This window comes from Nonomuraea sp. NPDC050394, from assembly GCF_044459065.1.
Lineage (GTDB): Bacteria > Actinomycetota > Actinomycetes > Streptosporangiales > Streptosporangiaceae > Nonomuraea.
In genome coordinates, this window is record NZ_JBITIO010000003.1 from 564,126 (window position 1) to 585,819 (window position 21,694).

The window sequence follows — 21,694 nt, forward strand, 5'->3', positions numbered from 1 at the left end:
TCATCCGGTGATCTTCACGGTCGTGGTGGCGCCCCAGATGGCCAGGCTGAGGAAGAAGTCGGTGACGCTGATCAGCACGATCGAGGCCCGTACGGCCCGGCCGACCGCCACTCCCACCCCGGCGGGCCCGCCGGCGGCGCGGTAGCCGTAATAGCAGTGGGCCAGGATCACCATGACGCTGAAGATCAGCACCTTGAGGAAGGAGAGCAGGACGTCCGTGGGCGACAGGAACACGCCGAAGTAGTGGTCGTAGGTGCCTTCCGACTGCTGGTTGACCCAGATGGTGACCATGCGCGAGGACAGGTAGGAGCTGATCAGGCCGATGCCGTACAGGGGGATGATCGCGACGGTCCCGGCCACGATCCTGGTGGAGACCAGGTACGGCAGGCTCGGGATGCCCATGCCCTCCAGGGCGTCGACCTCCTCGTTGATGCGCATGGCGCCGAGTTGCGCGGTGAATCCGGCGCCGATCGTGGCCGACAGGGCCAGGCCGGAGACGATGGGCGCGATCTCGCGGGTGTTGAAGTAGGCGGAGACGAAGCCGGTGAAAGAGGCGGTGCCGATCTGGTCGAGGGCGGCGTACCCCTGCAGCCCGACGACGACGCCGGTGAACAGCGTCATGGCGACCATCACGCCGATGGTGCCGCCGATGACGGCCAGGCCGCCGCTGCCGAAGGCGACCTCGGCCAGCAGGCGCAGGATCTCCCTGAAGTAGCGGGCGAGCGCGGCCGGGATCCAGAGCAGCGCCCGGACGTAGACGCCGAGCTGGTCGCCGAGTTCGTCCAGCCAGGTCAGGACTCTGGTCTGCATCAGCCCACCTTCGAGGGGACGACCTGCAGGTAGATCGCCGTGAGCACGACGTTCACGAAGAACAGCAGCAGGAAGGTGATGACGACGGACTGGTTGACCGCGTCGCCGACGCCTTTGGGCCCGCCGGCCGGGTTGAGCCCCCGGTAGGCGGCCACGACGCCGGCGATGAAGCCGAAGAGCAACGCCTTGAACTCGCTGACGTACAGGTCCGGCAGCTGGGCCAGGGCGGAGAAGCTGGCCAGGTAGGCGCCGGGCGTGCCGCCCTGCATGACGACGTTGAAGTAGTAGCCGCCCGCGACGCCGACGACCGAGACGAGGCCGTTGAGCAGCACCGCGACGCCCATGGCCGCCAGCACCCTGGGCACCACCAGCCGCTGGATGGGGTTGACGCTCATGACCTCCATGGCGGCCATCTCGTCGCGGATCGTGCGGGCGCCGAGGTCGGCGCAGATGGCCGAGCCGGCCGCCCCGGACACCAGCAGCGCCACGATCATCGGGCTGATCTGCTGGAGCATGCCGAGCACGCTGGCCGCACCGGTGAACGACTGGGCGCCGATCTGCTGGGCCAGCGAGCCGACCTGCAGGGAGATGACCGCGCCGATCGGGATCGACACCAGCGCGGCGGGCAGGATCGTGACGCTGGTGATGAACCAGAACTGCTGGATGAACTCCGCGAACTGGAACGGCCGCCGGAACATCAGCCCCAGCACGGACCCGCCCAGGGCGAACATCCTGCCCGTCTGGCGTAAGCCGCCGGTGATCGAGGCCATCGTCTACTCCTTCACACCGGGCAGGTGCCGGGAGACGATCGCGTCCCTGGCGGCGGGGGCGAGTTCGGGCAGCATGCGCATGACCCGGTCCATGCGCCGCCAGACGGCCTGGCGCGGGGGCAGTCCCGGCGTGGGGGCGAGCTGCTCGGGGATGGTCTTCCCGCCGCCGCCGCCGTACGGCACGGCGCTCTCCATGGCCCGCAGGGCGGCGTCCTTCTCCTCCGACATGCCGATGGGCCCGCGGACGTCCCCCTTGAGAAACTGCCGGACGACCTCGTCGTCGCTGGTCAGCAGGACCTCGCGGGGGCCGAAGGTGACCAGTTCGCGGCGGTAGAGCATGCCCAGGTTGTCCGGGACGGTCGAGGCGATGTCGATGTTGTGGGTGACGATCAGCATCGTGGTGTCGAACTGGGCGTTGAGGTCGATGAGCACCTGCGACAGGAACGCGGTGCGGACCGGGTCGAGGCCGGAGTCGGGCTCGTCGCACAGGATGATCTCGGGCTCCAGCACCAGCGCCCTGGCCAGGCCCGCGCGCTTGCGCATGCCGCCGGAGATCTCGCCGGGCAGCTTCTTCCCGTCGCCCGCCAGGCCCACCATCTCCATGCTGTCCAGGACGATCCCGCGGATCTGCGCCTCGCTCTTCCTGGTGTGCTCGCGCAGCGGGAAGGCGATGTTGTCGTAGAGGTTCATGGAGCCGAACAGGGCGCCGTCCTGGAACATCAGGCCGAAGAGCTTGCGGGTCTCGTAGACCTGGCGGTCCGGAGAGTTGATCATGTCGACGCCGTTGACCACGACCTTCCCCCTTTCCGGCTTGATCAGGCCGATCAGGGATTTGAGAAACACCGTTTTCCCGGTGCCAGAAGGACCGAGCATCACGCTGATTTCCCCGGCGGGGAGAATCAGCGAGACGTCTTCCCAAATGGTCTGCGCGCCGAAGGACTTCGACAGTCCCTGGACCACCACTTCGATTCCCATTACCTCGCCTGACCGGTCGCGGTATTGCGTCCGGGCAAGCTACTCATCACGGCGATTGGGAGGCAAGTGACTAAAGACACGATTCCGCATCGGTCGGGTCGTCTATCAACGCCTGATTGTTTTGGATTCGCCTTTTGTCATCGGGTGCGGGTTTTCCTGGAGAGCCTGATCCGCGTTTTGCCGCATCGTGCGCACGCCTGCGTCACCACCAGGCCGATCCGCTCGATCTCGACCCAGTGGCGATGGAGGTGCATGGGGGTTCAGCCCTTCCGCGAGCCCGCCTTCCTACCATTGATGGTTACCTCGGGCGGGCACTGGGCGGAAGGGGCGCCGGCCGTTCCGCACAGGGCGCCCTGGTTGACCTGGATCTCGTTGGCCTTGCCGGAGACCGAGGCGGTCAGCAGCCGGCTGATGTCCTCACCGACGCCGCAGCCGGCGAACGGCGGGATGTCCACCAGCCCGCGCAGGACACCGCCGACCAGGAGATTGTCCTGGTAGGGCGGGTCGTACATCTCGCCGCCCCGGAGTTTGAGATCGATCGGCCTGGCCGTCCCGCACTTCGGGCCGACGTCGATGGCCTGGCCGTTCACGCTGGCCTTGAGCACGCGCATGGTGACGCGCGCGTTGACCGCCACGGCCAGGTCGTCGGAGCCGTCGGAGGTGGAGGAGTCGATGAGGTGGACGTTGGCCGCGCCCACCTGGGTGAGCTCGACCGTCGTGGTGGTCGGCACGAAGCCGAAGGTCAGGAAGGTGCCGGTGGCCCGGACCGGCTGGTTCTCGCCGACGTAGTCCTGGCGCTGCCACGGCACCGTGCCCGGCGGCGGGTCCTTCGGCACGACCCAGCGGAAGCCGCTGAGGCTCTTCACCGCCGACAGCGACTCGACCGAGACGCCGGCGTCGAGCTTCTTGATGTTGGAGAAGCCCTTGAGCTTGGCGCAGCCCATCGCGGGCGGGATGGGGCCCGGCACCGCGGTCGGCGGCACCTCGGGGACCTCGAAGTCGGGGTTGAGCACGGTGGCGGCCGGGTTCGGCGGGCAGTCCTCGCCGGTCTTCGGGCCGCGGAAGACCACCTTGGCCTGCACGGTCTCGGTCTCGGGCGTGCAGGTCGCGGTCTTGGCGCCGCCGGTGGGCGGGGTCAGGACCATGGTCAGCGTCGAGGCGGTGAACGTCGCGACGCCGGGGACGGCCGCCTTGAACGCGTCGCCGCGCTGGCCCGCGGTCCAGGTGGCGGCGGTCAGCCGTACCTCGCCGGAGGCCGCGACCGGGCTCTTCGCCGGGCTGCGCACCTGCCGCCAGGCGAGGACGCGCGGCTCCGGGCTCTCGCCCTCGTCCGCCTTGAAGGCGGCGCCGACCTTGGGGGTGATGGTGGCGCTCAGCGAGTCCACCGGCTGGTCGGAGAGGTCGGCGAGGATCGAGCGGGGCATGACGATCTTCATGCTGAGGCGTCCGGGGCGCACGTCCACGCCCACGGCCTCGGGGCTCTTCATCGTGACCGTCAGGCGGATCCTGATGCGGTGGTTCGTGGCCGAGGTGCCGACCTTGCACCCGTACACGGTGTCCGACACGGGGCCCTGCGTCCCGGTGGCGGCGCTTCCCCCGGACCCGAACATGGTCGCGAGGATTCCTGCGGCGATCCATGGCGCGGCTGAGCGCATGGCAGTCCCTTCAGCGGTGTCCGCGGCACGGTAGGGCACAACGCATTCGCTTTTCAAGCCTTTGTCATCGGCTGACAAACGCGCCGCGCGGCTTTGTCAACGGATGAGCACGCGCCGCTTGGCAGCCAATGACTAATTCACCGCGCATTGTTTGTCACTGGCTGAGCAATACATATTTCAGGGATTCGAATTGTTGACGCCAGAACTCTCTTCTGTTTCTGTGACGTTCGTCACCACTCACCTTTCATGGAGGCACACGATGAAATCCATCGCACGGGTGTCCGCGCCGTTGGCCGCCGCGGCCGTCGCACTGATACTGCTGCCCGGCACGGCGGTGGCGGCCGAGTCCACCCCCGTCATCCGCGCCGGTACGGCCACCGCGGCCGCGTACTCCGGGAAGATCCAGGCGCTGAGCTTCGGCGAGGTGTACTTCTCCGGCAACGCCCCCTTCATCGGCCTCGTGGACACCACGTGCCAGTACGCCCAGCTGCGCGGCGGCGTCAGCTCCAACGGCACCGGCGGCTACGTCAACTACGTCCAGATCGACAACGACGGCTCCGGCGGCGCCTGCCCGAACAACCAGGGCGGCACCACCACCATCACCACCGTGAACACCAACGGCAGCGGCACCATCTACTACGACGACGATCACCTCAACAACCGCGACACCTTCCTCAAGCTGCCCGGCAACCAGCCCGGCGTGAAGATCAAGGCCGTGATCGAGATGCCGGCCGTCACCACCGAGCCGCAGACCTGCTACTACGGCCTCACCGCCGACACGCCCACCCTGGAGATCGACCTCTACAACCCGGACAACCCCAACCGTCCCGACCCGACGCTGGCCCAGGCCCAGGGCAGCGCTCAGGGGCAGCAGTTCTACCTGATGCCGACCGAGACCAACGACGTGTACTGCCCCGAGGCCGCGGCGGCCTTCGCCAACGTGGTGGTCAAGGGCGAGTCCGTGCCCAACTCCGGCACCTACGACCAGAAGCTTTACGCGACCAAGGCCCCGTGAGGAATCCAGTGAAGCGAGCCGAAGCCGCCCTGGCCGCACTGCTCATGGTGGCGACACCCGCCGCGATGGCCACCCCCGCCCAGGCGGAGGACATCCCCGCGTTCGACTTCGCCGACTGCCCCGACCTGCCCGATCGTGCCGATCCGCGGTTCTGGACGTGCAACGTGATCATCGTCAACGGCGGGAAGTTCGTCCTCGGCAAGTTCGACCAGGTCATCAACAAGGCGATGAAGATCACTTATGCCACGGGCCTCGACCCCGACACCCGCAAGCAGGTCACCGTCTTCGGCCGGCTGCGCGCCGAGCGCATGACGGTCAGGAAGGGCATCTTCGGGGACCCCATCCTGACCGCCGTCTACGCCGAACCCCAGTACGCGGGCTCGTTCGACGTCGTGCCCGGCCCGATCTGGAAGATGGCGCTGAAGGTCCGCATCATCAACCCGGTCCTCGGCCACAACTGCCGGCTCGGCTCCGACAGGAACCCCCTCCGGCTGAACCTCATCCTCGGCACGACCAACCCGCCACCGCCCAACACGCCCATCTCCGGCGTGAAGCCGGTACTGGTGTCCACGAATCCGCCGATCCAGAAGGCCACGATCGTGGACAACGCCTTCGCGGTGCCCGGCGCGGAGAGCTGCGGGCTCGGCCTGGGCCTGCTGAACGCGGTCGTGAACTCCCAGGCGGGGACCCCTGCCGCCGCCGGCCGCAACACCGCGATCTTCCAGCAGTACGGATCCTTCAAGAAGTACACCGACATCGTGCCCTGAAAGGTTCGATGATCAAGGAAGTGCCTGGTCTCTTGTCGGAGGCCGGGCTCTTCCCTATGTTCGTTGTGTCACATGTCACAAGGCGTGCGAGGGAGGTGTGACTGTTGACGCAAACCGTTGAACAGGGTGACTTACCCGGCCCCATCCCGCCGCACTTCGCCGAGATCATGTGGCCAGAGGTGCCCAGCATCGTGGACGAGGTCCTGCTGGCGATCGGCGAGTCGATCCCCGAGTTCGCCCACCGCACCACCGGCAAGCACGGCCAGCTGCTGAGACGCGGCGTCGACTGCATCCTCACCTCGTTCATCCAGCGGGTCGCCGACCCCAGCGCCTCCTTCGAGGCCCGCGACGCCGTCTGCCGCCAGCTCGGCCGCTTCGAAGCCCGCGAGGGCCGCAGCCTCGACAGCCTCCAGGCCGCCTACCGGCTCGGCCTGCGCCTGGTCTGGCGGCGCAGCGTCGAGGTCGGCAACCGGCACGGCGTCGACCCCTCGCTCGTGGCCACGATGGGCGACTCGATCATCGCCTTCATCGGCGACCTCGCCGAGCAGTCCGTACGCGGTCACCAGGAGGAGCTGGCCAGGGCCAGCAAGGACCTGCGTGAGCGCCGGGCCAGGCTGCTGCGCCACATACTCGACGGGGGCGGGGCCGTACCCGAGCGTGCCGCCCGCGCCGCCTGGACGCCCGCCGAGCAGATCACGCTGGTCGCGCTGCGGGCCGGCGCCGCCGACCCGGGCGGCCCGCTCGAACCCGGCGTCCTGGCCGACTGGGCCAGCGCCGAGCCCTGCCTGCTGTATCCGGGCGAGATCGCCGGCGAGCGGCTGCGGCGCCTGGAATCCCTGCTGGGCGGCATGTCCGCCGTCATCTCCGTCACCGTGCCACTGGCCGCCGCGCCCTCGGCCATGAGGTGGGCGCGGCGCGTCTTCTCGCTGGCCGACGAAGGGATCATCGCGGGCGCGCCGCTGCTGCGCTGCGAGGACCACCTGGTCACGCTGTGGCTGCTGGCCGACCACGAGCTCACCGAGCAGATCGCGCGCCGCGAGTTCACCGCGCTCGGCTCGTTCACGGCCGGGCGGCGCGAACGGCTGCTGGAGACGCTCGGGGTATGGCTCGCCACCCGCGGCACCGCGGCCGACATCGGCGAGCAGCTCCAGGTGCACCCGCAGACCGTGCGCTACCGGATGCGGCAGCTGGAGAGCGCCCTCGGCGACGCCCTCACCGAGCCGGACCGGCGCTTCGCCATCGACCTGGTCCTGCGGGCGCGCGCCGCGAAGGGCTCGTTCGGCATCTGACACGTGGCGTCTCCGGGGGCCCTCACGGGGTTTGGCTCAGGCCTCTCCCTGGTTCGACTCAGGGCGTCTCACGGGTTCGGCTCGGGCCTCTCGCGGGTTGGCTCGGGCCTCTCACGGGTTCGGCTCACGCCTCTCACGGGGTTCGGCTTTGGCGTGTCACCGGTGGTGGCTTTGGTGTCTTCGGTACGGCGCGCCGCGTCCGGTGCCAGAGTGTCGGTGCGAAGCCGTACCTTAGTTCGCGTGCCTGAGCAGCCCCTGACCCTCGACGCCGCGCTCTCCGAGGAGGCGGTGCTGTCGACCTACCGCCGGATGTTCGCCGCGCTGGCCCGCGACAGCGGGGCCGTAGTCGACGACCCGGCCCTGGTCGACATCGCCGAGACGCTGTTCGGCGCGTTCGCGGAGGCGGGCGAGGAGTGGCTGACGCACGAGCAGATGCGCCACGTGTGCCGCGCCTACCCGGCCGACCAGTTCGACAACCGGCTGCGGGTGCTCAAGGGGCTGGGCGCCGTCCGCGAGGTCTTCCCCAAACCCAACCAGCTGCGCTACCGGGCCTCGTTCACCAGCGTGGTCGGGCTGATGTTCATCCGCCGCATGATGGACGACGGCGGCCAGTCCGAGATGCACCGCCTGCTGGCACTCGAAGACCTCAACGTCGCCGACCCGCGCACCACCATGGAGGAGGCCAGGCAGAGCGCCGCCAACCTCGCGCGCGCGTTCCGCCTGTGGGCGCTGGAGCTGATCACCCTCACCACCGGCACCATCGAGGAGCTGCGCGAGCAGGCGCCCAAGCTCTGGGGCACCGAGGAGATCGCCCGCCGCGCGCAGAGCCTGCACGGCACCATCCTCACCCGCTGGCCCGATCTCGACCGCACCTGCACCGACCTGCGCGCCGCCATCTACTCCTACAGCGACGCCAGCCGCCGCGCCGCCGGGCGCCTGGCCGACTCCGCGGGCACCACCCGCAACCTGACCCTGCTGCCCACCGAGACGTGGCGTACCTTCTCCCAGACCGCCTCCCGCGAGCGCCTGGCCGCCGTCCTGGACGGGTTCGTCTTCGACGCGCCCGCGCCGTGGCACGATCCGGCCGCGATCGCCCGCGCCGTCGACGAGGCGCCGCGCCCGGTGCCCGCCCAGCCCACTCCCCCGCGCTCCGACCTGCCCGACCCCGGCCCCGCCGACTCTCTCGACGGCCCGGCCGACGCCGTCGTCCAACGGCTGACCGAGGTCGCCGAGTCCCTCCTGGCCGGTGGTGCCGACCGCGTGCGCCTGGCCGACGCGGTCGGCACCGACTGGTCCTCGGTACGCCGCCTGCTGGCCGACCTCACCAGCATCGACCTGCGCCCCGAGCTGCCCTACCGCCTGACCTGGTCCGACGAGCTCTCGGTCGACCCGGATCGCGAACCCGCCTGGCTCTCGCACGGCTTCCTGGAGCGCACCTCATGACAACGACAGAACCCACCTCGGCCACCGATCCAGGACCCACCGACACCACACCCCCGGCCGAACCGGGGCACGCGAGCGACGCACCACAGACGGAGGCAGGGCACGCGGACATCACGCCGCGGGCGGAGTCAGCGAGCGTGAGCACCACGCCGCAGGCCGTACCGAAGCACGCGGACGCCGCGCCGCGGGCGGAGGCGGGGAGCGCGAGCGGGGCAGTGCGGGCGGTGGCAGAGCCGGTGAGCGGGGTGGCCGCGGCGGTCGCGCATGTGCGGGCCCGCTCTGGTGGGCCGCTGCGGCTCGGGGCCGGGGCTCCGGCGCCGGTGGGCATGGTGCGGCTGACGCATTACGACACCACCGGGCTCGCGATGCCCGTCTGGCCGGACGGGGCGACGCCGTCCCTGCTGGAGGAGCATCAGGTGGCGGCGATGCCGGTCGAGCGGGCCGGTGAGGCGCGCCGCGTGCTGGCCGCCTGCCTGAAGTGCTGCTGGAACGACCTGGCCACCGACCCGTGGCCGGGCGTCGCGGCCCCGGCCGAACAGGTGCTCGACACCTACCGGGCGCTGATCGGACGCTCCGACGACCTGATGCGCAACTGGGCCGTCGGCGCGCTGCGCCGCCTGCACGACTCCTCGTGGATCGTCCTGTCCGACGGCCTGGTACGTCTGGGACCCCGCTGCGCCCTCTGGCCGGTCGAGTCGTTCGCCCAGCTCAAAGAGCTCGTCCGCAGGCTGCCCGAGCCGGAGCGCGACGAGCTGACCGTGGTCGCCGACGAGGACCTGGTGGCCGGAACGCCCGCCGCCGAGCCGGGCGGGCTGGTCGAGGGCGGGGAGGCCGAGTTCGACGACCTGCTGTCCAGTTATGACGAGCGGCGCAGGGCCGAGCTGGTCGGCGCCTACATGGTGCTGGAGCATGCGGCCGAACCGGTCCAGGAGGCCAGGTTCGCCGCGTTGCGCGACCCCGCCATGCGGCACACGCTGGGCGAGATGCTGGGGCGGCGCGGCCGTACCCTCATCCAGCAGCACGAGCGCTGGACGTCCGGCTACGACGACGCGACGGCGGCCGGCGCGGCGCGGGCCGAGGGCGGGCTGGGTGAGAGCGAGCGGGCGGTGCTGACGCTGGTGCTGGTGCACTCGGTGGCGATCCCGCGCGCGGAGGGGGCGCTGCCCGAGGACACGTGGCTGTCGCCGTTCCCGACGCCGGTGGACGAGCTGCGCCGCCACACCCAGCTGCCGATCGGCGAGCTGGAGTCGGCGCTGCGCGCGTTGCGGCACGCCGGGCTGCTGGGGCAGGTGAAGGCCGGTGAGGAAGCGGGCGGGTACGTGCCGGGACCCCAGTTCCACCGGCTCACCCCGTCGGCCAGGCGGCGGCTGCAGGAGGAGCTGATCCTGGCGGCCGGGCCGCACACGCCGCTGGCGGGAGCCGTACGGGCGAGAAGGTCCGCATCGTGACGGCGATCAGGCATCGCCACCCGGGCGGACCCCACCGCGCGAACACGTATCGCCACGCGAACGGGCACCACCACGGGGAGGCGCGTCGCCACCCGGATAGGCAATGCCACCCGGATGGGCATCGCCTCCCGGGCGGGCGTCGCCGCTCGGGTTGGGGTGTGGGTGGGTTGGGTTGGGCTGGTCGTTGGATGAATCTCGGGGGTTGAGGGTGTCGCAGGTGGAGAACGTCGTCGGGGACCGGGTCCTGATCGCCGTGCAGGCGGTCAACATCTCCCGGCTTTCGACGCACCCCGTGCCGACCGTGCCGGGGACGCTGATCGTGGTGGCGGGGGCCGGGCCGAAGGACTCCAACGGGGCGGGCAAGTCATCGTTCATCGCCTCGATCACGGCGTTGCTCGGCGATGAGCAGTGGCGGTTCGCCTCGGGGGCGAAGGCGGTGTCGGAGCTGCTGTTCAACGCCGAACTGGCCAGCGGGGCGGGTGGCAGGCAGTGGGCCAGCGCCGACCACGGCTACATCGTCGGCGTCTTCGGCCCGCCCGGCGCCGACGCCGATCTGGCCGCGCTCGACCACGGCGCACCTGCCGCCGCCGACGACGAGGAGGGCGGGGCCGGCGAGCTGATCTCGGCGGAGATGGAGACCGGGGAGCTGTTCCAGGTGCCGACCGGGGGCGCGGTGACCGTGTGGCTGCGGGTCAACCAGGAGGCGCCGCACCTGGAGGTCCGCTGGCGGGAAGGGGTGCACCTGGCCGCGGCCGCGTCGGAGGCGGAGCGGGTGGCCAGGGCCGACGACCTGTGGAACGCGCTGCCGAAGTCAGCCGGACGCCGTGACGTGGTGGCCCGCGACCTCACCAAGGTCCTCTATGGCGACCGGGTGCGCTGCGTGTCGTTCCTGTCGACGTCGGTGCGGAGCAAGGTGGCCACGAACCTGCTGTCGCAGCCGCTCAACGAGATCTCCCCCGAGCGCGTCTTCGAGGCGATCGCCGCGCTCACCGGCCTGGACACCGAGCTGGAGCAGGAGCGCGAGGCCCGGCGCGACGAGCACGCCAAGCGGGTGCGCGCGGCCCAGGCGGGCGAACGGCTGGCCGAGTTCGAGGCAGAGTCGAAGGCGTGGGTGACCACGTTCGACCGCAGAGACCAGGCCCGTGTACGGCTCGCCGAGGCACTGCGCTGCTGGCGGGGCCGCCAGGCCAGGAAGCTGGCCGACGCCGCGGCCAAGGACGAACTGCTGGCGGCCGAGTCGGCCCGGCACCGGGAGGCGGCCGAGAAGGCCGCGGGGGCGATCGCCATGGTCAAGGCGGAGATCGCCACGCTCAAGGACGACACGCTCGACAGGAAGGTGGGCGAGGCGCGCAAGGAACTGGCCGCGCTGCAGGCCAGGGCGGCCAAGCTCGACGCCGACCGGGCGGTGGCCGCCAACTCCGCCGACGAATTGCGCGGCCAGATCCCGGCGCTTGAGGAGACGCGGCGCTTCGCCGACGGCCGGGACGTCCCGGCCGCCGAGCGGGAGGTGGGCGAGGCCAGGTTGCGGCTGAACGAGGCGCTGAAGGGCCTGGGCGTCGCCGACCGCGAGGTGGCCTCCGCCCAGGCGGCGCTGGACGACGCCGAGGGCGGCCCGGCGGCGGCCCAGCTCAACGCCCTGTCGGCCGCCGGTCTCGACGCCACCGGCCTGCTCGACGCCCTCGACGTCGCCGAACAGGCGCGCGACCACGCCCACGGCCCGGGGCCGGAGGGGCTGGTTCTGTCCGGGTTGCGCGGGTGGCCGCACGAGCACGCGGTGATCGTGGACGCCGACCGGCTGGAGGCCGCGGCTGCCGCGCTGGCCGGGCTACCGGGGTCGGTTCTGGTCTCCTCGGCCGGGGTGAGCGTGGTCGGCGCCTTCGACGGGGTCGCCACCGGGCGCGAGGCGCGGATCAAGGCCGCCGAGCACCGGCTGAACCGGGCCAAGGACACGCAGGAGTCGGCGACGCAGGCCGTACACGATGCCGAGGGGGCGGTGGCGCGGGCGCAGCGGCGGCTCGAAGGCGCCAAGGCGGCGGTGCGGCTGGCCGAGATCGAGGCGCGGCTGGCCGAACGGCGCGCCAAGCTGGCCGAGCTGACCGCGGCGGTCGAGGAGGTCACCCCGAAGGTGGCCGAGACCGAGCGGCTGGCCGGATCGCTCGACTTCCGCGCGCGCACCCGCGACATGGAGATCGAGCGGATGGAGGGGCGCAGGCAGCGGCACGAGGGCGAGCGCAACCAGGCGAACGAGCAGGACCGGCGGGTGGCCGCCGACCGCGAGGCGCTGAAGCTCGACGCGCTGGCCGCCGACTGGGGCGGCACCGCCGACGGCGCCCGCGAGTGGATCGAGGCGCTGCCGGAAGAGGAGCGCCCGCGCGGCGCCGACGAGTGGTGGCGGATGGCCGAGCGCCACTTCGACCAGGCGCAGCGGGACACGTTCCCGGAGGAGGACGCCGAGGTTCCGGAGGAACTGGCCTTCCTGCTGGCCGAGCGGGCGGGCAGCACGGCGCGCGAGCAGGCGACGTTCGCGGCGGTCTGCGGCGCGCTGGCCTCCTACCTGCGCGGGCAGGAGGAGTACGAGAAGCACCAGCGCCGCCAGATCGAGGCGCAGGTCGACTCCCGGCAGCGCGACCTGGCCGCGGCCGACAAGGGCGCGGAGGAGGCGGCGCAGTCGACGGCCGTGCACCGGGCGGCGCTGACGGCGGCGATCAAGGCGCGGCTGACGCGGGTGGCGGAGGAGTTCGACAAGCTCGACACCGGATACGGCGGTTACGGGGCGACGCTGGAGTTCCCGGTGCCGCCGCCGCCCGCCGACCCGGAGCAGCGCTGGCAGTGGCGGGTCACGCCGAAGTGGCGGCGGGGCGACGGGCAGGGGTTCGTGCCGTACAACCGGCGGGCCAACACCGCGCTCATGGACGAGAAGGCGGTCAAGCTGGTGTGCGCCGCGGCGATCGCCTCCTCCGGGGGCGGGCACCTGTGCCTGGTGCTCGACGAGCTCGGCCGCAACCTGGGCAAGGAACACCGGCGGGAGGCGGTGGCGCTGTTCCGGCGGATCGGCGAGACGTATGGGATCACGGTGATCGGCGCGCTTCAGGATGACATGGAGCCTTATGCGATCGACGCGTGCGGGCAGTACATCAAGCTTCGGCGGTCGTCGGACGCCATGCCGTACAACGAACCGCCGGTGATCATCGGGCACGACCAGCACGCGGAACGTGTGCGCGCGCTCGCCTCCTACGTGGAGCGGCCCGCCTCCTAAAGATCCGGCGGCCCCACGGTGTGCCTGCGGGGCGGCGGCGTGGCGGGCGGCTAGCGTCCGAGTCCGATGACGTACACCGCCTCCGATGCCGACGGGCATCGGGCCATGGCCCTGGCGCTCCGCGTCGGCGAGCTGCTGCTCGGCAGCGGCGAGGCGACCGAGAACGTCGGCGGCGCCATGCGCAGGATCCTGGAGTCCTACGGCCTGCGCAACGTGGAGGCCGACGTCAACCTGTCGGCGATCACGTTGTCGCACGTGCCCGAGGACGGCCGCGCCGCCGCCACCGCCGAGCGCAGGGTACGCCGCCGCCAGCCCGACTACGACCGGCTCATCGCCGTCCACGTGCTGGTCGGCGAGATCACGTCCGAAGGATTGTCGCTGGCCGAGACGGAGGGACGGCTGCGGGAGATCACCCGGCGGGTCAAGGTGTACCCGGAGTGGGCGGTGGTCTGCTCGCTCGCGCTCATCTCGGCGTCGGCGGCGGTGCTGATCGGCGGCGGGCCGATCGTCGCGGCGGCGGCGTTCGCGGCCACGATCCTCGGCGACCGGGCGGGCGCGTGGCTGGGACGGCGCGGGGTGGCGGAGTTCTTCCAGCTCGCGGTCGCGGCCAGCTTCGGCGCGCTCATCGCGGTGCTGCTGATCTGGGGCGAGGTGCCGGTGCAGTCGTCGGCGGTCGTCGTCGGCGCGGTGATCGCGCTGCTGCCGGGGCGGCCTCTGGTGGCGTGCGTGCAGGACGGCATCGCCGGCGAGTACGTCACGGCGACCGCCCGGCTCACCGAGGTCGTGTTCATCGTGGCGGCGGTGATCTCGGGCATCAGCTCGGTGCTCGCGTTCGCGCTGCAGCTCGGGGTGCCGATCAGCGTGGACAACGTCCCGACGGCGCCGCTGTCGCTGGAAACGCCGCAGTTGCTGGGGGCGTTCGGGGTGAGCCTGACGTTCGCGGTCGCGCTGCTCGTGCCGCCGCGGTACCTGGCGCAGGGGGCGTTGGGCGGGTTGCTGATCTGGGTGACGTTCGTGTTCCTGACGTGGCGGGGACTGCCCGCGGTGGTGGCCACGACGGTGGCGGCGGCGGTGATCGGGCTGCTGGGGACGGCTTTCGCGCGCCGGGTGAAGGTGCCGTCGATGGTGTTCGTGATCCCGGCCATCGGGCCGTTGCTGCCGGGGTCGGTGCTGTACAAGGGGATGCTGGAGATGAGCCTGGGCGAGTTGTCGCGGGGGACGCTGCACCTGATCGAGGCGCTGTCGATCGCGCTGGGGATCGGCGCGGGCGTCATCATGGGCGCGGAGATCCTCCGCGCCTTCCGCGGCCGCGACCTGGCCCGCCGCATCCGCCCCGCCTCCCGCCGCACCCGGGGATACTGATCACACTTCCCCACTCCCATCGGGCGCGTCCGGCTCTCAGCACACATGCCACCCCCGCCATCGGGTGCGCGCGTCCGGCTCTCAGCACACATGCAACCCCCGCCATCGGGTGCGCGCGTCCGGCTCTCAGCACACATGCCACCCCCGGCCATCCGTTACGGCAAGCCGCCCCCACGCCTCCCGCCGACGTCGGCGGGCGCCGATCGTCGGGCGCGTCTCACGTCGGACAACACACCCGCCGCCACGACGCCCCCTTGGCCGGACACCGGGTGTGACGTGACCCAGATCGCGCGCCGTCGCGTCAGGCGGGATCAGCGCGCTTGTGTGGTTGTCCCGGACGCTGTGTGGTTTGTGTGGTTTATGTGGTTTCTGTGGTTGGTGGGGTTGTTATGGGGGCTGGGTTGGGGGGATTGGGGGTGGGCCGGTGTAGGAGGCTCGGAGGCGGAGGAGGGTGCCCTTGCCGTACTCCTCCATCGCGTGGGCCAGCCAGCCCGCCGTTCTCGCGATCGCGAACACCGCCTCCCCCGCCCCGGAGACCATGCCCGCCACCGCCACCAGCGTGGCCAAGGCCATGTCGATGTTGTGTTCCGGTAGCCGCCGGCGGCGGGTCTCGGACAGGACGGCTCGGGCCGCGGCCACCCGGTCGTGGCCGGGGGCGGCGGACTCCACCAGGTCCAGGAGGGCCGCGCCTCTGGCGTCGCCGTTCTTGTACACGCTGTGGCCGAAGCCGGGGATGCGTTCGCCCCGCCGTACCCGCTCGCCGATCACGCGCGGCGCCAGGCCGGGGTCGGTGACCTCGGCCAGCATGCGCTCGGCCCCGTAGGAGGCGCCGCCGTGGAGCGGGCCGCCCAGAACGCCCAGCCCGGTGAGGACCACCGCGTACGGGTCGGCCTTCGCGGAGGCGGCGACCCGGGCGGCCAGGGTGGAGGCGGCCAGTTCGTGGTCGGCGAGGAGGACCATGGCCGCGCGCAGAGCGTCCACGAGGGCGGGGGTGGGTGCGCGGGCGGTCAGCCGCGGCCACAGCCGCTCGGCGATCGACCCCGCCGTCTCCTGCGCCCCCACCAGGGGCAGCGCGTCTACCAGGCCGGAGATGAGGCGGCGTCCGGTGGCCGCCACGGAGACGGGGTCGAGCTGGTGCCGCAGGCTGTCAGAGGCGCCGAGCACGGTGACGATCACCTGCAGCCGATCCAGTGGCAGAAGTTCGACCGGCAGACCCCGCTGCGCGGCCACCGCCGCCCGCAACGCCCCCGCCTCCCCTGCCCACCCACCCGGCTCGTCCGCCACGTCCCGCGCGACGACCCGCCCGGCCGTGTCCCCGTGCGACTCGCCCAGCCTCACAACCCGCCCGATGGGCTCGGCCCCCGCACCTCGCGAAAACGCCCCGCCACCCCGGCCAGCCTCCTCACCTCGCGAAAACGCCCCGCCACTCCGCGAGAGCGCCCCGCCGCCCCGGCCGGCCTCCTCACGTGGTGAGAGCACCCCACCACCCGGGTCCGCGGATCCGTGGCGGGTCGGGTCCTGATCGCCCGCGCGCTCCGGGCTCCCTGAGGCGGGCCACGTGTCCGGTGCGTCGGTCCACAGGAGTTCGGCGACCGATTCGAAGGGGTGTGCGCGGGCCAGGGACAGGGCGTCGTGGCCCCGGTAGTACGGGCGGTCGAGGCCCAAGGCGGTGATGGAGGACTCGATCACCAGCTCCGGCGGCTGGCCACGCGGGCGGCCGCGGCGGGCCAGTGCCTCGATCTCGGCGGCGTCGAACATGCTGCGCCTGCCGTCATGACGGCGCTTCAGGACACCCCTGCTGACATACGCGTAGAGGGTCGCGGGCTTGACTCCGAGGCGGTCGGCCGCCGTTGCGGCATCTATCCAGTCCACGGCCGAACCCCCTCGATGTTGATGAAAATCAATATTGATCCATGTTGAGGGAACATGTCAACGTTGAGGACATGCCAAAGGTTCATTTCCTCGACGTCACCAACCGGGACGGCGTGCAGACCGCGCGCACGGGCCTGTCGAAGTTCGGCAAGACCATGGTCAACTTCTACCTGGGCAAGCTCGGGGTGGCACAGTCGGAGATCGGGTTCCCGTTTCTGTTCCACGAGGTGCCGTATGTGCGGGCGCAGGTGGCGCTCGCGCGGGCCGGCGCGTTCGGGGGGCTGCGGCTGTCGGGCTGGTGCCGGGGAGTCGCGCAGGACGTGGAGAAGGCGGCGCCGCTCGGGCTGACGCACTACAACCTGTCCATCTCCACCTCGGACTACATGATCCAGAACAAGTTCCAGGGACGCCTCGACCGGGAGGCGATCATCCGGGAGATGACGGCGGCCGTGCGCGCGGCCAAGAGTGCCGGTGCCGAGACCGTCGGGGTCAACGCCGAGGACGGCTCGCGCACCGACGACGGGTTCCTGCTGGAGTTCGCGCTGGCGGCCAAGGAGGCCGGGGCGGATCGGGTGCGGTACTGCGACACGATCGGCGGCGACACCCCCGGCCGGATCCGCGAGCGGTTCGCCCGCCTGGCCGGTGCCACCGGCATGCCCGTCGAGACCCACTGCCACAACGACCTCGGGATGGCCGTGGCCAACTCCGTCTCGGGCGCGCTCGGGGATCTGGAGGCGGGGCAGGACGCGTGGATCAACACCTGCGTGAACGGCATCGGCGAACGTTCGGGCAACGCCGACCTGCTCTCCACGATCCTGGCGTTCCGGCACGGGTTCGGGCTGGAGAAGGCGGAGATCGGCGACGAACTCGACCTGTCGTGGGCCAGGAGGTTCGGGCTGTGGGCGGCCTACGCCTTCGGGCAGGCGCTGCCGTACAACCAGGTGGGGGTGGGGCGTAACGCGTTCGCGCACGAGAGCGGCATCCACGCGGACGGCGCGCTCAAGGATCACGGGAACTACGAGCTCTACGACGAGGCGTCGCTCGGGCCCTTCCCCGCGGACTGGCACGCGCGGGACGGGCGGGTCGTGCTGACCGGCGAGTACGGCGGCAAGGCCGGGTTCCGGCACGTCATGGAGGGGCTCGGTGTCGAGGTGGCCGAGGAGGACCTGGCGTTCCAGGTGGTGCAGCTCTGCAACGCGATGACGGGCAGGCCGCTCACCGACGACGAACTGCGCCTGATCGCGACCTACCCGCGTGAACTGTCCCTGTTGTTCCCCAGCTACACCGGCTAGCGCTCACGCCGCCCGGTCCACCTGGGCCTGGGTGGCCAGGGCCTCGTGGAAGTCCTTCTCCGGGTGCTCAAGACCGCCCAGCTGAACGGCTTCGCGGCGGAAGAACATCGCGAGCGTCCAGTCGGCCAGCACCTTCGCCTTGTGGTTGAAGGTCGGCACCCAGGCCAGGTGGTACGCCCGGTGCGCCACCCAGCCGAGGAACCCGGTGAGCCTGAGCCGGTAGACCTGGGCGACGCCCTGGTGGTGGCCGAGTCCGGCGACCGAGCCGAGGTAGGCGTGCCTGTAGGCCGTCAGCTTGCGGCCCCTGACGTAGGCGACGATGTTGCGGCCGAGGAGCTTGGCCTGCCGTACCGCGTGCTGGGCGTTCGGGGCGGTGAAGGCGCCCGGGTTGGTGAGGTCGGGCACCGCCGCGCCGTCGCCGGCCGCGAACGCGTCGGCCAGGCCCTCCACGGCCAGGTACTCCGTGGCGAGGATCCGGCCGGTGCGGTCGACGGGCAGGCCGCTGGTGGCGGCGAGCGGGTTCGGGCGGCCGCCGGCGGCCCAGACGATCGTGCCGGCGTCCAGGGCGGTGCCGTCGCTCATCGTGGCGACGCCGTTCTCCGCCGAGGTGAGCCGCGTGTCGAGGCGCACGTCCACGCCGCGTTCCCGCAGCGCCTTCGCCGTCCAGACGCCGAGGTCCTCGTGGATCTCGGGCAGGATGCGGCCGGTGGCCTCGACCAGCGTCCAGCTGAGCTCCTCGCGCCGGATCCGCGGGTGGTAGCGCAAGGCGTCGTCGGCCAGTCCTTGCATCTCGGCCAGCGCCTCCACGCCCGCGAACCCGCCGCCGACCACCACGAACGTCAGCGCCCTGCGGCGCACCTCGTGGTCATCGGTCGAGGCGGCGGCGGCCAGCTGGGCGAGCACGTGGTTGCGCAGGTGCACGGCCTCGCCGACCGTCTTGAAGCCGACGGCGTGCTCGGCCAGGCCCTTGATCGGCAGCCCTCTGGTGATCGAACCCGTGGCCATCACCACGATGTCGTAGGCGATCTCATAGGGGCGGCCCTGGGCGGGCTGGAAGGTGGCGGCACGCTCGTTGTGGTCAACGTTGGTGATCTTGCCGGTCAGCACCCTCATGCGGGGCAGCACCCGGTTGAGCGGCGCCACCACGTGCCTCGGCTCGATCTGGCCACCGGCCGCCTCGGCCAGGAACGGCTGGTAGGTCATGTAGCCGCGAGGGTCGACGATCGTCACTTCCGCCTCGCCGGTACGCACCAGCTTGCGCAACCCCAGAGCGGTGTACAAGCCGACATATCCGCCGCCGACGATCAGGATCTGCTTCCTCATGACGTCCACGTCCTTCTTGAGTGGTTGTTCACCCACATAGACGGGACAGCCCTCACGGTTGTGACACCTCATTTCAAGATTTTTCCCGCTACGGGGTGAGGCCGTCGAGGCGGTCGGTCAGGCGCGAAGTGATCACGGGACCGGCCTCCCAGGAGGAGGTCAGCGGGGTGACGGTGACGGCGCCGCTCGACAGGAGCGTACGGTCGGCGTCCGGGACCGGGTCGGGCGCGGTGGCCGTCAGCGGCGCGAGGCGGTAACAGCGCGGGCACGCGTCGGTCGCCGGCAGGTAGTCGACGGTGATGGGCAGCATTCTGCCCAGGCGGGCCATCTTGACCTCGCCCGTCGGCACCGCCGGGTAGTTGACGTTCAGGGCGGTGTACGCGGGCAGCAGGCGGCCGTTGCGTGCGGTGGTGGCCAGGCGGTTGACGAGCTTGACGCCGAAGGCGATCGAACTGGCCGCGCTGGGGAAGGCCGAGCCCGCGCGGGCCGTGCTCAGGGCGACGGAGGGAACGCCCACCTCCAGCGCGGTGATCGCGGCGCCGACGGTGCCGGAGTGGTTGACGGCCGCCGCTACGTTCTCGCCCTGGTTGGGGCCGGAGACGACCAGGTCGGGCGGGTCGCCGGCGAAGACCGTGCGGAGGCCGAAGGAGACGGCGTCGGCGGGGCTGCCGGCGATCGCCCACACCCCGGGCGACATCTCGGCCGCCTCCACGGTGGTGCCGAACCTGATGTTGATCGAGGTTCCGACGCCGCTGGAGTCGCCGGCCGGGGCGACGATCGTGACCTCGTGGCCGGCGGCGACGAGGGCCTGGCGGAGCTGAAGGGTGAACGGAGCCTGGTAACCGTCGTCGTTCGTGAGCAGGATGCGCAACGACGGCGGCGGCGTGGCGGCGGTCCGCGCCTGAACAGGGGTGGCCAGGACGGATAACAGGGCCGGTACGAGGAGGATGCGCCTGAACATGGGGGTCTCCGTTCATGGTCGTTCACCGGGGATTCACCTGCTGAGTGAGTGCTCCGGATCGGGCCTTCTGAACTGCGAGCCTGCTATGCGGCACGGGGAGGGGCACACCCCTAAACGGGCAGGGGTCACCGCGATTGTGCGCGCGGATTCCTGACTGCGGGGTTCACATCGTGTCGCCGGCGGTCTCCGGCAGCGCGGCCAGGCACAGGAGGCTGAGCACGGCCATGGCGCTGACGTAGCCGCCGACCGCCATCGTGCCGAACCCGCCGCCCTGCAGCGCGGTCGCGACGAGCGGGGGTACGGCCCCGCCCAGCACCCCGCCGAGGCTGTAGGCGACCGAGGCCCCGCTGTAGCGGCACTCGGTAGGGAACAACTCCGGCAGGTACGCCCCCATCGGCCCGAAGATGAGCCCCATGATCCCGAGCGCCCCGGCCAGCGACACACCGGCCAGCAGAACCGACCTGGTCTCCATCAGCGGGAACATCACCAGCCCCCACCCGATCGCGACCGCCGCACCGGCCATGAGCGTACGGCGGCGGCCCAGGCGGTCGGAGACCAGGGCGGACACGACGGTGCCCGCGCCCATGAACACGACGCCGATCATGGTCAGCGCGAGCATCGTGGTCTTGGGGATGCCGAGGGTGGCGGTGCCGTACGCGAGACAGTAGGTCGTGGCGGTGTAGAAGAGCGTGTACGTCACGGTCATCGCACCGGCGCCGAGCAGCACCCGCCGCCACTGGTGCCGGATGAGCCCAGCGAACGGCACGCGGGCGATCCTGCGCTGATCCATGGCCTGCCGGAAGACCGGCGTCTCGGCGATCCTGACCCGCACGTACAGCCCGACGAGCACCAGCAGCAGGCTCGCCACGAACGGCAGCCGCCACCCCCAGCTCCCGAACTGCGCGTCCGTGAGCGTCGCGCCCAGGATGAGGAAGAGCCCGTTGGCCGCGATGAACCCGACCGCCGGCCCGAGCTGCGGAAACATCGCATACAGCCCGCGCCTGCCCGGCGGCGCGTGCTCGGTGGCCAGCAGCGCGGCCCCGCCCCACTCCCCGCCCAGCCCGATGCCCTGCGTGAACCTGAGCACCACCAGCAGCACCGGCGCCGCCACCCCGATCGCCGCATACCCCGGCAGCAACCCGATCGCCACCGTGGACAACCCCATGAGCAGGAGCGAGACGACCAGCATCGACTTGCGCCCGATCCGGTCGCCCCAGTGCCCGAACACCGCCGAGCCCAGCGGCCGCGACAGGAACGCCACCGCGAACGTCGAGAACGCCGCCAGGTTGCCCGCCGTCTGGTCCAGCTCGGGGAAGAAGGCGGCGTTCAGCACCAGGGCGGCGGCGGTGCCGTAGATGTAGAAGTCGTAGAACTCGATCGCCGTGCCGACGAGGCTGGCGACGGCGATCCTGGTCCTGCTGGGGGCATCTGTCACAACATCTCCCCGATTCCTTGA

16 protein-coding genes are annotated in these 21,694 nt (G+C 71.3%); 8 read left to right on the forward strand and 8 right to left on the reverse strand.

Translation table 11 applies throughout. The features are described 5' to 3' along the window. From ACIBKY_RS15685 to ACIBKY_RS15700, 4 genes are all read right to left on the reverse strand, one after another. Positions 1-810 carry an MlaE family ABC transporter permease gene (locus tag ACIBKY_RS15685; RefSeq protein WP_397097341.1) on the reverse strand — a complete coding sequence of 270 codons (810 nt, stop codon included), beginning with the start codon at positions 808-810 and terminating at the stop codon, positions 1-3. Next, positions 810-1,580 (reverse strand): MlaE family ABC transporter permease, encoded by a 771-nt coding sequence (locus ACIBKY_RS15690; RefSeq protein WP_397097342.1) that lies wholly within the window; start codon positions 1,578-1,580, stop codon positions 810-812. The genes ACIBKY_RS15685 and ACIBKY_RS15690 overlap by 1 nt, the downstream gene beginning before the upstream one ends. Before the next feature lie 3 nt (positions 1,581-1,583). Continuing rightward, the gene (locus tag ACIBKY_RS15695) at positions 1,584-2,555 is read right to left on the reverse strand and encodes an ABC transporter ATP-binding protein (RefSeq protein ID WP_397097343.1); all 972 of its coding nucleotides are present in this window, start codon (positions 2,553-2,555) and stop codon (positions 1,584-1,586) included. 260 nt (positions 2,556-2,815) lie between these two features. After that, positions 2,816-4,120, reverse strand: coding sequence for a hypothetical protein (locus ACIBKY_RS15700; protein WP_397097344.1), 1,305 nt, complete (start codon positions 4,118-4,120; stop codon positions 2,816-2,818). Positions 4,121-4,469: 349 nt separating this feature from the next. Between ACIBKY_RS15700 and ACIBKY_RS15705 the strand changes: the two genes are divergently transcribed. The 7 genes from ACIBKY_RS15705 to ACIBKY_RS15735 all read left to right on the forward strand — a co-directional run bounded on the left by ACIBKY_RS15705 (position 4,470) and on the right by ACIBKY_RS15735 (position 14,790). Further along, a complete protein-coding gene (locus tag ACIBKY_RS15705) occupies positions 4,470-5,225 on the forward strand; it encodes a hypothetical protein (RefSeq protein ID WP_397097345.1) in 756 nt (251 codons plus the stop codon). 8 nt (positions 5,226-5,233) lie between these two features. Then, positions 5,234-5,992: a hypothetical protein gene (locus ACIBKY_RS15710; protein ID WP_397097346.1), complete on the forward strand. Its 759-nt coding sequence runs from the start codon at positions 5,234-5,236 to the stop codon at positions 5,990-5,992. A gap of 104 nt (positions 5,993-6,096) precedes the next feature. Next, on the forward strand, positions 6,097-7,281 hold the full coding sequence (locus tag ACIBKY_RS15715; protein WP_397097347.1) for a helix-turn-helix domain-containing protein: 1,185 nt from the start codon (positions 6,097-6,099) through the stop codon (positions 7,279-7,281). A gap of 240 nt (positions 7,282-7,521) precedes the next feature. Continuing rightward, on the forward strand, positions 7,522-8,724 hold the full coding sequence (locus ACIBKY_RS15720; protein WP_397097348.1) for a hypothetical protein: 1,203 nt from the start codon (positions 7,522-7,524) through the stop codon (positions 8,722-8,724). Further along, entirely contained in the window at positions 8,721-10,172 is a 1,452-nt protein-coding gene (locus tag ACIBKY_RS15725) for a hypothetical protein (RefSeq protein ID WP_397097349.1), read from the forward strand. The genes ACIBKY_RS15720 and ACIBKY_RS15725 overlap by 4 nt, the downstream gene beginning before the upstream one ends. A gap of 217 nt (positions 10,173-10,389) precedes the next feature. Beyond that, on the forward strand, positions 10,390-13,428 hold the full coding sequence (locus ACIBKY_RS15730) for a chromosome partitioning protein ParA (protein ID WP_397097350.1): 3,039 nt from the start codon (positions 10,390-10,392) through the stop codon (positions 13,426-13,428). Positions 13,429-13,494: 66 nt separating this feature from the next. Continuing rightward, complete coding sequence (locus ACIBKY_RS15735; protein WP_397097351.1) at positions 13,495-14,790, forward strand: threonine/serine exporter ThrE family protein; 1,296 nt, start codon at positions 13,495-13,497, stop codon at positions 14,788-14,790. A 387-nt stretch (positions 14,791-15,177) separates the two neighbouring features. Here ACIBKY_RS15735 and ACIBKY_RS15740 read toward each other — a convergent pair whose 3' ends face one another. After that, entirely contained in the window at positions 15,178-16,662 is a 1,485-nt protein-coding gene (locus ACIBKY_RS15740) for a citrate synthase (RefSeq protein WP_397097352.1), read from the reverse strand. A 71-nt stretch (positions 16,663-16,733) separates the two neighbouring features. Between ACIBKY_RS15740 and ACIBKY_RS15745 the strand changes: the two genes are divergently transcribed. After that, positions 16,734-17,954 carry a LeuA family protein gene (locus ACIBKY_RS15745; RefSeq protein WP_397097353.1) on the forward strand — a complete coding sequence of 407 codons (1,221 nt, stop codon included), beginning with the start codon at positions 16,734-16,736 and terminating at the stop codon, positions 17,952-17,954. A 3-nt stretch (positions 17,955-17,957) separates the two neighbouring features. On the opposite strand, the gene ACIBKY_RS15750 is transcribed toward ACIBKY_RS15745, so the two are convergent. The 3 genes from ACIBKY_RS15750 to ACIBKY_RS15760 all read right to left on the reverse strand — a co-directional run bounded on the left by ACIBKY_RS15750 (position 17,958) and on the right by ACIBKY_RS15760 (position 21,673). Continuing rightward, the gene (locus tag ACIBKY_RS15750) at positions 17,958-19,277 is read right to left on the reverse strand and encodes an NAD(P)/FAD-dependent oxidoreductase (protein WP_397097354.1); all 1,320 of its coding nucleotides are present in this window, start codon (positions 19,275-19,277) and stop codon (positions 17,958-17,960) included. A gap of 88 nt (positions 19,278-19,365) precedes the next feature. Beyond that, the gene (surE, locus tag ACIBKY_RS15755; protein ID WP_397097355.1) at positions 19,366-20,238 is read right to left on the reverse strand and encodes a 5'/3'-nucleotidase SurE; all 873 of its coding nucleotides are present in this window, start codon (positions 20,236-20,238) and stop codon (positions 19,366-19,368) included. 163 nt (positions 20,239-20,401) lie between these two features. Further along, positions 20,402-21,673, reverse strand: a complete 1,272-nt coding sequence (locus ACIBKY_RS15760; RefSeq protein ID WP_397097356.1) for an MFS transporter — start codon at positions 21,671-21,673, stop codon at positions 20,402-20,404. Positions 21,674-21,694 lie beyond the last annotated feature (21 nt).